The organism is Moritella sp. PE36, assembly GCF_000170855.1.
Lineage (GTDB): Bacteria > Pseudomonadota > Gammaproteobacteria > Enterobacterales > Moritellaceae > Moritella.
The window spans coordinates 72,442-84,372 of record NZ_ABCQ01000017.1 but is presented as its reverse complement, the minus strand read 5'-3'; the positions used below and the strand labels follow the sequence as shown (position 1 = coordinate 84,372).

Here is an 11,931-nt window from a genome sequence, read left to right as displayed (position 1 = left end):
TATTAACCATGGGTAATTACCATCATTAGCCAGTAGGACCTGACATAATGGAAATTCACCAACAAGAATAGTATCAGCAGCAAGTTGTGGATGTAATATAAATTGCGTCACAAAGAACCCTCTATATTAAGTATTCTTCAATCGAGCCTTTTTCATTCATTACTTCTTGGAGTGGTAAAGGCATACGGCCTTGGCCTGTCCATGTTTTAGTTTCGCCATTGAAATCATATGCATATTTCGCAGGGCGAGGGCCTCGTTTAGTTTTATTTTTTGTTTTTTCAGCTGTTGAATCAGTTAAGCCCATTAATTCTTCAGGGCTAATTCCATTCTCTTTAAGTTGTAATAAGATCTCGTTCATTTTAGCTTGTTTTGCTTGCTGTTTTTCTAATTCAGCAGCGTTAGCTTCTTTTCGGTCATCTACAATCGTAGTGAATTTAATTAAAACTTCTTCTAATTGTTCAACGCTTAATTCTTTTGTTGCAGCGCGTAGGCTACGTGCATTTAAAAATATTTTAATAAAATCATTCATAATTAATACCTAAAAGTAGACAGGGATGAGTAAACACTAAATAAGATTAATACTTTAATACAACTTATGCACTCTAATATTATTAATCTACTCTAATACAATTAATATATTATAGCCAAATAAATATTAAAAACGTATTTACATTTATTTATTAAAATTAACCTATGTGGATTAATAATGTAAAAATACATTTATAAATGTAAATTTAAACTATAGTGCGGGCATTATTTTTAAATTATTTAATGGTCTATTATTTGAAGTCGATATACTTTAGTTTTTAAAAATGACTGGGAATTATGTTGGTTTTTTGTGTCATGTATAGGTCGCTTTGTGAACATTAACGCTGACTTTGTCTTGAATTGGTGAAATTATCTGCTATTATCTCGCCTCCTCCTAAGTAGAGGTGCGCAATTCATCACTAGTATTGTTTAGGTAGCTCCTATGATAATGATACGAAAGGGAACTGCGCCGAAGAATGAGTTTTTAAGCTAAAAGTATTCATTCTGGGGATGTGTTCGAATAGAGACATCACTGTCATAGTCAATTTTAAATTAACTATGGGGCGCTACTGAAATAGAAGAGTATACGGGTAATCTTTACATCTATCATATTGTAAATATCCTTATTGCACATCTCATCTGTCTTGTTTAGTTGCTCCCTGTAAAAATTATTAGGTCAAAGGGATCATGGAACTCATTAATTATTCAGACTCAGCGTTATCGCTAGTCGTACCTCTAGTTGCACTTACATTAGCCATTCTTACACGTAAAGTATTGTTATCACTTGGTTGTGGTGTTTTACTTGGCGCACTATTTTTAACAGACTTTAATGTTGTTAATGCAGCTAAACACCTTGTAGATTTATCATTAGGTTTGGTTTGGGAATCCGGTGATGCGAGCAAAGGCTCATTCTGGGACGTGGGTTCGTTCAATACTTGGAATCTATCAATCATCGTATTCTTATTCATACTGGGTATGTTAACGAGTATTATGATGGTAAGTGGCGCAACCAGTGCGTTTGCTGATTGGGCGAAACAAAGAATCACTACACGTCGTGGTAGCATACTATTAACTGCATTTTTAGGTGTTTTCATTTTTGTTGATGATTACTTTAATAGCCTTGCTGTGGGTAGTGTCAGTCGTCCGCTGACAGACCGTTATAACGTTTCTCGTGCAAAATTAGCTTATTTACTTGATTCAACAGCAGCACCTATGTGTGTCTTAATGCCGATATCAAGTTGGGGTGCTTATATTATTGCCGTTATCGGTGGTATTTTAGCCTCTCACGCTATTACGGACATCAGCCCTCTGGCGGCATTCGTACAAATGATACCAATGAACTTCTACGCTATCTTTGCTATCGCAATGGTATTTGCGGTTGCTTGCTTCAACCTTGATTTTGGCGTAATGGCAAAAGAAGAAGCAGCCGCAAGAAATGGTGAGTTGTTTGATGCTAAAAAAGGCAATCCAGCAGGTTCAACTGTAGAGTTAAAAGAAGCGGAAGGTGGTCATATTTCAGGCCTAATCCTGCCTATTTTAGTGCTTATTTTTGCGACTATCTTCTTTATGATCAACTCTGGTGCATCGGCACTAGCTGCGGATGGTAAAGCATTTGATATTCTTGGCGCATTTGAAAATACAGATGTAGGTAGTTCTTTAGTGTTTGGTGCATTATCAGGTCTTGCTGTGGCACTCGTGCTAAGCCTTATTTCTGGTGTGTCTATTTCATTATTAGCACAAGCAAGTTTCCACGGTGCTAAATCAATGTTACCAGCGGTTTATATCTTATTCTTCGCATGGGCAATTGGTTCGACTATTGGCTCTATGGAAACTGGTAAATACCTGGCTGCATTAGTGGGTGATTCAATCCCAATGAGTCTATTACCGATTATCATGTTTGTATTAGCTGGCTTTATGGCCTTTGCAACGGGTACAAGTTGGGGCACATTCGGTATCATGTTACCAATCGCGGGCGATATGGCTGCGGGTACTGAAATATCTTTGATGTTACCTATGTTAGCATCTGTGCTTGCGGGTTCTGTATTTGGCGATCATTGTTCACCTATCTCTGATACTACGATTTTATCGTCAACGGGTGCTAACTGTCACCATATGGACCACGTAATGACACAACTTCCATATGCATTATCGGTTGCCTTAGTCAGTGCGATTGGTTATTTAGTGCTAGGTGTAACAAGTTCTGTACTATCGGGCTTTATCGCTTCAGCAATTGCATTTACAGTGGTGGTTGCTATTATGTCTCGAATAAGTCGTAAAGTTTAATAAGACATTAAAAACACGCTGTTTATAATGAACAGTGTTAATGATTAGTAATTATATACGCCTGTTGATACAGGCGTTTTTTTTGAGGGTATAAAATGGCATCTTTGCATTTCAAATTTGCAGCTATGAATTCGGGTAAATCAACACAATTAATCCAAGCTCACTTTAATTATATTGAGCGTGGTATGTACCCATTAGCGATGACACCTGAGTGTGATAGTCGTTATGGCAAGGGTGTTATTGGTGCGCGTGTCGGCTTAAAACTAGAAGTTGAAGTGTTTGAGAAAGATACCAATTTATTTACCACTGTTTCTACACGATTAGAAAATAAAAAAATCGATGTATTTATCATCGATGAAGGTCAATTCCTAACGCGAGAACAGGTTTATCAATTAGCCAATGTTGTTGACCAACTTCATATCCCTGTGATTGTTTATGGCTTAAAAACAGATTTTAAATTAGAGATGTTTGAAGGCTCGTACCATTTGATGTGTCTGGCTGATAAAGTTGAAGAACTTAAAACCATTTGCTGGTGTGGTAATAAAGCGCACATGAATGCCCGAGTGAGTGATATCGGCGTGGTATTAAGAGAAGGCGAACAAGTTGAAATTGGTGGCAATGAGCTCTACGTATCCTTGTGCCGTAAGCATTTTATGAATGGCAACGCGAGCGCTTAGTCCTATTCACTCGTTATTATTCTGGCATGATTAAGTGCCCCGGTGATGAGCGTATAATATTGCGCTTGTCATCTGTGTTGTTTGTGTATCTCGGCTATTAATTTCATTTAATACTATCTCTGGTTCAGAGAATAAATAACCTTGAAAGTATGCGCTTTGCAGATTTTTGGCTTGTTTAAATTGGCTCTCCGTTTCTATCTTTTCTATTAATATACTTATCTCATGTTTCGCTAATAATGGTTTTAGCGCTTTGATTTCTTTAAATGAAGTCAGGGTAATATCAAATTTGATAATATCAACAATGCCAAAAAACGGTAGCCAATCTTCTGAATAAATAAAATCATCCAATGCAATGGTAAATCCCATATTTTTTAATTGCTTTAACGCCTTAAATATAGCAGCCGTTGGTGGTACGTCCTCGAGCACTTCAACCACAATTGGCTTGTTGATAAGTTTATGAGGCAAGCCATCGAGAATACTTTTTTCAGTAAAGTTAATAAAGTAGGGTTTGTTATCAACGAGTTTATTAATATTAGAACTCAGTAAGTGTTCGTGAACTAAGCGCTGTGTTGCTATTTCGGCATTTATGATCGGGAAGGTATTCTCTAAACTATCACGATATAATAGTTCATAAGCGACAACTTGACGGGTGCTATTTAGGATTGGTTGTTTAGCGATATATGAGTGCATAAAGAAAGCTTTATTAACAAAGGTACCTATAAGCTTATGCGTAATTATCAAAAAGGCGAACTATTTAGTCAATATAGGTAACGGTTCATTACTATGCGTGAGAAATTGATTAGTACTGTGCTGTTCAGTACTATCATTTTATTCACGAAACGTATCGTATTGTGGCTAGGTGATAGGCAATAGGTGAATAGATTTATGCCGCAATAGACTTAGTATCTACTACGGCTGAACGAAGGTGTATTGACTATTGTTGTTGGAAAACCTTAGTTATTTTATTTATCTCAATCACATCAGCAAAAGGAATTTTTTGCTCAGGGAAGGCTGCTTGAACCTTACTTGTCAGTGGCTTAGAGAATGAACGGTAGTTGATTTTAGCGACCACCGTGATTGGATAACTTATCCCTGCTGGTAGTTCGAATGATTCCACACGTGTTTCATCAGGAGATATACGGGTATCCGCTAATATTTTTTCTACTCGCCAGAATTTAAGACCTACAGGTTCACCGTGCATATAACCGGATTTTTTAGCAAATACACGGCTGTCTTTTGGTAAGTAGCCATCGTTTAACTGACCACTAACCAAACGTTCTACGCCTTTGCTATCCGTTACCACGAGATCAACCCATACTTGACGACGTGCGCCACCTGGCATTTTGTGGCCGGTATTATGGTTTGTTACTTTCACGTTGATATTACGACCATCGGCACTGGTTTCAACGTCAAGTAGTAGGGCGTTGCGTAAAATATCACGACTGAGTTTACCGTGTTCTTTCGAGCGCATATCCGAGAAGTAGTAATTACCACCAATAAAGTTATGCGCGATTAAGTTTGGCTTAATAGGCCCGTTATCGGTGGCTTGGCCTGGTACTTTTTTATCAAAATCAGTCATGTCTAAACGCATGTGGCAATCGATACAGGTTTTGTTCTGCTCAGGGTTGTTTGGTGCGTTAAATTTAGATGCTTGCCATTCGCCATAGTTGTTATTTACATTAGCACCTTGGCCGGGGGTGAATTCATTATGGCAGGTCGCACAATATAATGAGCTCTTGTACAATTCTGGATTTGAATAGCTGTCTTTGTGCTGTTGTGGCGACGCATTGATCTGCGCTTCCGCAATGAGTTTTAGTGCTGGGTTGCTGGAAAACTCAAACAGATATTCTGCACGGTCTTTTAGGTTAACAGTAAGATCGGTATTACCGCCCGCGTCTTCTGCTTTCGTTATACGGTGGCAGAAAACACAGCTGGTACCAGTTTCATCAACAGGTAGACCTTCTTTTAGAGCATCACGTAGGCTCTGGCCTTCTTTTTCATACATGTTATTGAGGTGCGTCAGCGGTGCGGTATTATTATTTAAAATCGTTTGCGGGGCATGGCAACCACGGCATAAGTTTCTAAACGGTTCACCTTCTGATTCTGCCGCAAGGTTTTCTTGGAAACGATAGTAAGGGCTATCCATGTGCATACCATGATTGGAGTCAGACCATTGCTTATAGAGCGTGCTATGGCATGATTCACAACTTGCTGAATTTAACCAATCAGATTTGTGGGTGAACTTGCGTTCGTCATCAAAACGTAACCAAGTTGATAGGTAAGGTAAATTCTCTTTGGTTGTTACGTACAAGTTTAATGCCGACATTAAGCGCACAATATCTGCGGGTGGTGATTTGGGATCAACTTGCGGTAATTCCGGTTTCTTCGGGTCTGCTCCCATTCCGCCTTGGGTTTTTTGGATCATATCGATATAAGCTTCAATAGGATCGCCAGCAATCATACTTGCTAGCCCTATGTGACCCGTCATGGCATTTTCTTTGACGTCTTTAGTACCGTCGGCTAATAAGTATTTGTTGGTGAAGTTAAACCCGTCAAGGTGACAAGAGTTACAGCTCATCCAAAAATCACCTGCCATGGCAGAGTTTTCAAACTTATCGCTATTCGCAAGATTAAACAGTGTTTTACCCAAGCGTAGTTCTGGTGCGATGGGATCTTTACTAATTAACTGGGCAAATTGAGCATCCGCTAATTTTACTTTGGCGAAAGGACCTTGACCACTTATGTCAAAACTAACCAGATCATGCGACATCGCATTTTGTACGTACAATGTGCCGCCTTTGGCAATCAAACTGCGCGGATTAGACCCTGGAATATGACGGTAAATTTGTGTCGCTTTCACACCACCTTGTAATTTAGTACGGCGATGGCGTTTAGATTTCTTACCTATTTTACCTTGGCGAGATAAATCAAATACCAGCAAATCTTCTGAGCCAGACAGGGTAATAAATACTTTTTTGCCGTCTTCACGGAACGCCACGTCATGCGGATTAGATACAATACGCGTGGTATTGTTGTTTTCAATGATGTTTATTTGTTTGAATAATTGCTTACGTTTATCGACTAATTCTTTTTCTTTACCTGGTGTTAAATCAAGTAACGAAATTGTTGGGAAGACGGTGGATTGAAACTGGAAGTCTTGTGTAAACGACCACAATACGTGCGGTAACCAAGCTTGTGTACCATCTGGCGAGATCGCAATGTTATCTAATACACGCGGTTTACCTTGCGGTGTTGCACGAGAGTTATGTACAGGCGTATCGCTAAGTTGAATTATTTTGTTTAATTCGAGCGTTGGTGTGCGGGTATTATAGATAGACACTTGACCTGTCATGCTGTGAGTAACAAATAAACGACCATCATTTGTTAACGCAAGACCACGCGGTGTATCCGCTGTTTGTGTTGTTGCAGTTATTTCACCATCAGTTGAAACGGTGATTAGTTGTTTAGCTTCAAACAATGTCACGTAGTATTGTTTGTTATACTCATCATAAACGATACCAAACGGGCGATAGCCTGTTTTGATAGTTTTAATTAAGTTCAGGCTTTTAGCATCAATGAGGTAAAGTTGATCGGCAAGATAGTCACTGACCAATAATCGATTATTGATTGGATCTAATGCAAGTCGACGTAAATCTTTACCAAGCGCTTGTTCTGTTAATAGCTCACCACTTTCAGCATCGAGAATACTGACGCTACCCGCATCCATGTTTGCACTAATAAACTGCGACCCATCTACAGATAATAATAAACTGTTACTTTTCGTATTCGAATAACTAGTATTGGTATAAGTAGTACTGGCATAAAGCGATTGGCTTGTTAAGAGTAACAAGGCGAACATTAATTTAGAAAAAATATTTATATTCATAGATCTACGGCATCTTGGTGGGAGAAAGTGGTATTACGATTAAGAATGGTTATCATTATATCGCGTTGAAATCATAGTGCAATATTTGTAGCTATGTTCGTGTGTTTAAATGATTAAGATCAAAGTAATATAGGTATAAACTCCGTTCGCCAAGAAAGCGGCCTTTAAATAGAGCTACCAAGCCTCCACTATTTAACTTATTACTACTCAGTCGCCAGTAGCCTAGCTGTTGTGCTAGGTAATTACTGCTGCTTTGATAATGTCGGTCTAAAATCACATGTTGCGGCAGGTTATGCCGTAAATTATCAATGTTATAATTACTGATAATAATTTGCTGCTTGTTCATTGTTTTAAAGAACTGAGTCACTTGTAATACAGGGGCATTTCTTTGTTGGGTGAATTGTTTGATACTGTGATAACCCAGTGTGACAAGTAAGATAAAACTTAATATGTATAGAGCAGGGCGCATACGCTGAGTTTGGTAAAAGTGTTCAATGAGTTGCGCGCAGATAATCGGTAACAATAAACTGAAAACGGCTAAGTGACGAATATTCTCTGGATTCTGTCCACGGATGATCCAGGCAAACCAACAACACACCAGAATACTTAATCCACGTGTTTTTTGTTGATATAAACCAATGGCTAGCATCGAGGTTAATAATATAACCCCGAGAGTGGAATAAGTATTGGTTAATGTAGTTAGCCACTGGCTCAGTCGCGAGTCTGTTGTACTGGTGGTATTACCCCAAATCGTAAAGTGACCTTGGGTAAATCGCCGACCTTCCTCAATATAGGCCCAACCGTCTTGCATGAACACATAGAGCGCGCAAAGGATGCCTACAAGGGTAATGCTTAATATCTGCCAGCCTAGTCGTTGATAACCTTGTCTGCGTTGACGGTGATAAAGCAGTCCTAGCAACATAGCAGTGGCTACTAGCGGTAAATAAGAAGGCCGGGTTGCTAAACATGCCGCTAGTAACAATCCGCTGATAACCGCGCTGAATGTCTGGCCTTGTAAAAGAGGCTGTAATACCCGGTGTAATTTAGTCTTTAATAAAGGGGTTGAGCCGAGCGGTAGATGAAAACGGGTTAATAATAAATATAAGCTAAAGAACCACAGGGCGGAAGCGTCTGATAAACCGTTAAAGGCTAATTCGGCGATGTTGCCTTGCAGTAAAAACAGCAGCACTGAAAATAATGCAAATGACTTTATTTGCATACGTTGGTAGCAATACACAAAAACACTTACCGTAAGTGCAATTGCAGAAAGAAAACTGAGTAATACATTACTGTTGGGATGTGAACTTATTGCGCTGATAAGTCGTTCTAGCCAAACAAAACCAGGGTAACCGGGAAAGTGAGGGCTAAACTCTAATACTGAAAAGTGGCTCAACGCACGCTGAAAATAAAGCGCATCATCACTGCTAATATCAAAGCTGTAATAATTGAGTAAACCAAAATAGCCTGCAATGCAGGCTATTAAGCTAATACAGACGATTAAATCAGTGCGCCAAGGCGTATTATTTTGTTGGTGCATCGGGTAATGTAAATTGTAATGCCGCTTGTAAATTTGTACGGTATTCAATGTAGCGCGTTAAGTCTGCAGGTTTTTGACCCACACCAAATACCCCCGGGTTACCAATCGATGCAAGGGCGCCGCGAATAGCTTTATCGGCCTTTTGACGATTGTCGGCAGTTAAATCAGCAGCAAGTAAATCAATGAATAACTTACTTTTGACGACCAGTACCTTAGCCACTTGATATTCATTGATGTTTTGCTCTGCACCTTCAAGGCGACGCATGACTTCTGCTTTTATCGTGGTGATTAATGCTGTTGCCACACCTTGCTGATCTTTATTAGTGATTGCTGTTTGCATTTGTTTATCGACAGCGAGCCCATGGTGCTCGTTAAAATAAACAAACTCTTTTTGCATCGAATCATAGGCAGTTTGCACCGCACTATAATCACTTGCCGATAACGCTTTTAACAAGGCTTCACGACCCTCAATTAACGGCTCTTTACCCGCTGCAGCATAAGAATAAGCAAAGCTTTGCGTACTAAATAGCAATATGAAGAAGCTGAATAACAATGATGTTAAGTTTCTACTAATCGTCATTTTTCTGGCTGCATGTTTAGTGTCTATTTTGGTCAATAGTATAATAGGTTTAAGCGACATGTTTATCCTCGGGCGTTTTTTTATCATCCATAATGCTTTGCACTTCAATCACGGTTTTTTCGTTACGGTGGTCAAAGATCTGGCGACGATTATCTTCACCCTTAATAATACCTTCTGCCGCCATTAAGCCCATTTCCATCGCAGTATCAGTGAAGATGTAACGGAATGTACCTTGGCGCCCAGTCATAACCAAGTTGCCAAATTGGTTAAGATGAGTGATTGCACGTTCACGTTTAGCGTTATAACTTACATCCATCATTGGATAAGCGTATTCGGTGTAAGTGGTAAAGAATTCACCAGTACTTACATCGGGCACGCCTAGATGATCAAGATCTTGTTTTACGCGTTTTAATAGTTTGTCGTTATCCATATGCCAAACATCATCACCTTTATTACACGGGATCTCGATCATCACTGATGTTTGCCCTTTGGGTGCCATGAATGGCGAACGGCGACGTGGTTCTTGCAAACGGGTACCGATTAACTCTGGGTCAGACAGGTACTGCCAGGTATTTTGTGACACGTTTTCTATATCCATCGGCATATTGAAAAAGCGCAGAGAGCGGTAAGTTAGGCCAGAGTCAAACCCGGTTAATTTACAGACCACAGGTAAAGGAATAGTGCCGACCACGTGATCACAATTAACCGAGAATGTTTCACCGTTAAGCTCATAAGTGACGGCATCAATTCTACTCTTATTTTTAAGATCATCACGACCTTGTTCTAATGCGGTGATATTAGCGCCTCGAACAATCGTTACACCTTGTGCTTGCAGTTTGTCAGCAAGCTTGGTGTACATCTGGCCAAAGCCGAGTTTAGGATAACGGTATTTTTTAGCGTAAGTGCGTGGGGTTGCGCCACGTGTTGGGATCAGGCGACGTGCCACATCTTTTAAATCTAACAAACTAATGCGTTGCGATGCCCAGTCGGCTGATAATTGACGCGGGTCGATACCCCATAGTTTACCAGTGTAACCTTCAAAGAAGTTTTTGTATAAGGTGGTGCCAAAACGGGTTTCAATCCATTCGGCAAAGTTACTGGTGCTTTGTTCACTTGGGCGTTTTTGGAAGGGCAATTTAAAAACCAGATCAATAGCCGCTCCGGCTAATAAACTTATCGGCGCATTACGTAATAAGTTACCAATCGCAAGCGGGTAGTTGTAGGTACGCCCTTTAAAACGGATCACACTGGTACGCTCTGCATACAGCAGATCGTCAGTCATTAAGTCATCGATAAACTGTAATAGTTTCGGGTTTTTAGTAATAAAGCGATGGCCGCCATAATCAAAACGGTATTCACCTTTTTCACCTTGGAAAGTTTGCGTTGCGCACATGCCACCAACAAACTCTTCACGTTCTAGGATCGTTACTTGGTAACCGGCTTGATTAAATTCCCATGCAGCCATTAGTCCGGCTGGGCCTGCACCTAAAATTACAATTTGTTTCGACATGATTTACTCAATAATTAATATGTTTTTTTATTCTTAATGTGACTAACATAAATAGCGTGTATTTATGTTAGTCACTCATTTTATTGTTTAAAACTAAGCTGTGGTTGTTTTAGCTGGCGCTTGGTATCCACGATGCCAAAATACAGTGAATATCGCTAAATATGCGAACCAAATAACAAGCGGTAATAAATTAGGTGATGAATTATAGCCAAATAATGCCCGTAGGAAAGTACCAAATACACCTTGATCATCAAGGATATGGCTAATATCAAACACGGCAGTCTGGAATACAGGTAACACGTCTGCGCTTTGTAGCATGTTACTTGCCGAAGATAATAGGCCAGCGGCAATAATGATAATCAACAAGCTGGTCCACTTAAAGAAGGCTTGTAGTGGTACTTTGCGGGTACCACGCATCAGTACGATAACTAATATCAGCGATGCGATTAAACCTGCGCCTGCACCGATTAACCCATCTTGTAGTGAGAAATCGCCTTGACCTGAATACATCAACGCCGAGAAAAATAGCACAGTTTCAAAGCCTTCGCGCATGACCGCAAGGAAAGCCAAAAAGATTAAACCAAAGACATTGCCTGTCGTTAATATTTCGCGAATGTTCTGTTGCATATTAGAGACTTGGGTTTTGGCTTGGCGTTGCATCCAAATGGCCATGTAGGTGAGTACCAAGGTAGCGAAGCCTAAAATACCCGCCATTAATAAATTACGGTATTCATGCGCATCGAACTGATCGACAACGAATTGGAAAATGAAAGCGACAATTAATGAGGCAATCAAACCGAGCGCAACACCCAGATAGATAAGTTTGTTGTGTTTTGATTGGCCAAGCTTTGCTAAGTAAGAAAGTATAATGCCAACGAGTAGGAAGGCTTCAAGTCCTTCACGAAAAGTGATTAAAAAACTGGCAAACAT

The 11,931-nt window shown here is 39.8% G+C and carries 9 protein-coding genes and 1 riboswitch; of the genes, 2 read left to right on the top strand and 7 right to left on the bottom strand.

What is annotated here, in order from left to right:
• Positions 1 to 121: 121 nt before the first annotated feature.
• The gene (locus PE36_RS11800) at positions 122 to 529 is read right to left on the bottom strand and encodes an H-NS family nucleoid-associated regulatory protein (protein WP_006032267.1); all 408 of its coding nucleotides are present in this window, start codon (positions 527 to 529) and stop codon (positions 122 to 124) included.
• Between the two features lie 390 nt (positions 530 to 919).
• Positions 920 to 1,105, top strand: a riboswitch (Lysine riboswitch).
• 110 nt (positions 1,106 to 1,215) lie between these two features.
• Here PE36_RS11800 and PE36_RS11795 point away from each other — a divergent pair.
• On the top strand, positions 1,216 to 2,811 hold the full coding sequence (locus PE36_RS11795; protein ID WP_006032266.1) for a Na+/H+ antiporter NhaC family protein: 1,596 nt from the start codon (positions 1,216 to 1,218) through the stop codon (positions 2,809 to 2,811).
• A 95-nt stretch (positions 2,812 to 2,906) separates the two neighbouring features.
• A complete protein-coding gene (locus tag PE36_RS11790; protein WP_006032265.1) occupies positions 2,907 to 3,488 on the top strand; it encodes a thymidine kinase in 582 nt (193 codons plus the stop codon).
• Between the two features lie 30 nt (positions 3,489 to 3,518).
• On the opposite strand, the gene PE36_RS11785 is transcribed toward PE36_RS11790, so the two are convergent.
• The 6 genes from PE36_RS11785 to PE36_RS11760 form a co-directional block, all read right to left on the bottom strand.
• Complete coding sequence (locus PE36_RS11785; protein WP_006032264.1) at positions 3,519 to 4,178, bottom strand: EAL and HDOD domain-containing protein; 660 nt, start codon at positions 4,176 to 4,178, stop codon at positions 3,519 to 3,521.
• 244 nt (positions 4,179 to 4,422) lie between these two features.
• Positions 4,423 to 7,374, bottom strand: a complete 2,952-nt coding sequence (locus PE36_RS11780) for a multiheme c-type cytochrome (protein WP_006032263.1) — start codon at positions 7,372 to 7,374, stop codon at positions 4,423 to 4,425.
• A gap of 91 nt (positions 7,375 to 7,465) precedes the next feature.
• A complete protein-coding gene (locus PE36_RS11775; RefSeq protein ID WP_006032262.1) occupies positions 7,466 to 8,911 on the bottom strand; it encodes a hypothetical protein in 1,446 nt (481 codons plus the stop codon).
• Positions 8,895 to 9,491 (bottom strand): hypothetical protein, encoded by a 597-nt coding sequence (locus tag PE36_RS11770; RefSeq protein ID WP_043994468.1) that lies wholly within the window; start codon positions 9,489 to 9,491, stop codon positions 8,895 to 8,897. Before PE36_RS11770 ends, PE36_RS11775 begins: the two co-directional genes overlap by 17 nt.
• A gap of 49 nt (positions 9,492 to 9,540) precedes the next feature.
• Entirely contained in the window at positions 9,541 to 11,001 is a 1,461-nt protein-coding gene (locus PE36_RS11765) for an FAD-dependent oxidoreductase (RefSeq protein ID WP_006032260.1), read from the bottom strand.
• A 93-nt stretch (positions 11,002 to 11,094) separates the two neighbouring features.
• Positions 11,095 to 11,931: an FTR1 family protein gene (locus PE36_RS11760; protein ID WP_006032259.1), complete on the bottom strand. Its 837-nt coding sequence runs from the start codon at positions 11,929 to 11,931 to the stop codon at positions 11,095 to 11,097.

What these genes read in the sequence shown, in the direction of transcription:
- PE36_RS11785 (WP_006032264.1), bottom strand. Translation starts at nt 4,178, where the DNA reads ATGCACTCATATATCGCTAAACAACCAATCCTAAATAGCACCCGTCAA.
- PE36_RS11770 (WP_043994468.1), bottom strand. Translation starts at nt 9,491, where the DNA reads ATGACGATTAGTAGAAACTTAACATCATTGTTATTCAGCTTCTTCATA.
- PE36_RS11780 (WP_006032263.1), bottom strand. Translation starts at nt 7,374, where the DNA reads ATGAATATAAATATTTTTTCTAAATTAATGTTCGCCTTGTTACTCTTA.
- PE36_RS11790 (WP_006032265.1), top strand. Translation starts at nt 2,907, where the DNA reads ATGGCATCTTTGCATTTCAAATTTGCAGCTATGAATTCGGGTAAATCA.
- PE36_RS11775 (WP_006032262.1), bottom strand. Translation starts at nt 8,911, where the DNA reads ATGCACCAACAAAATAATACGCCTTGGCGCACTGATTTAATCGTCTGT.
- PE36_RS11795 (WP_006032266.1), top strand. Translation starts at nt 1,216, where the DNA reads ATGGAACTCATTAATTATTCAGACTCAGCGTTATCGCTAGTCGTACCT.
- PE36_RS11800 (WP_006032267.1), bottom strand. Translation starts at nt 529, where the DNA reads ATGAATGATTTTATTAAAATATTTTTAAATGCACGTAGCCTACGCGCT.
- PE36_RS11760 (WP_006032259.1), bottom strand. Translation starts at nt 11,931, where the DNA reads ATGTTTGCCAGTTTTTTAATCACTTTTCGTGAAGGACTTGAAGCCTTC.
- PE36_RS11765 (WP_006032260.1), bottom strand. Translation starts at nt 11,001, where the DNA reads ATGTCGAAACAAATTGTAATTTTAGGTGCAGGCCCAGCCGGACTAATG.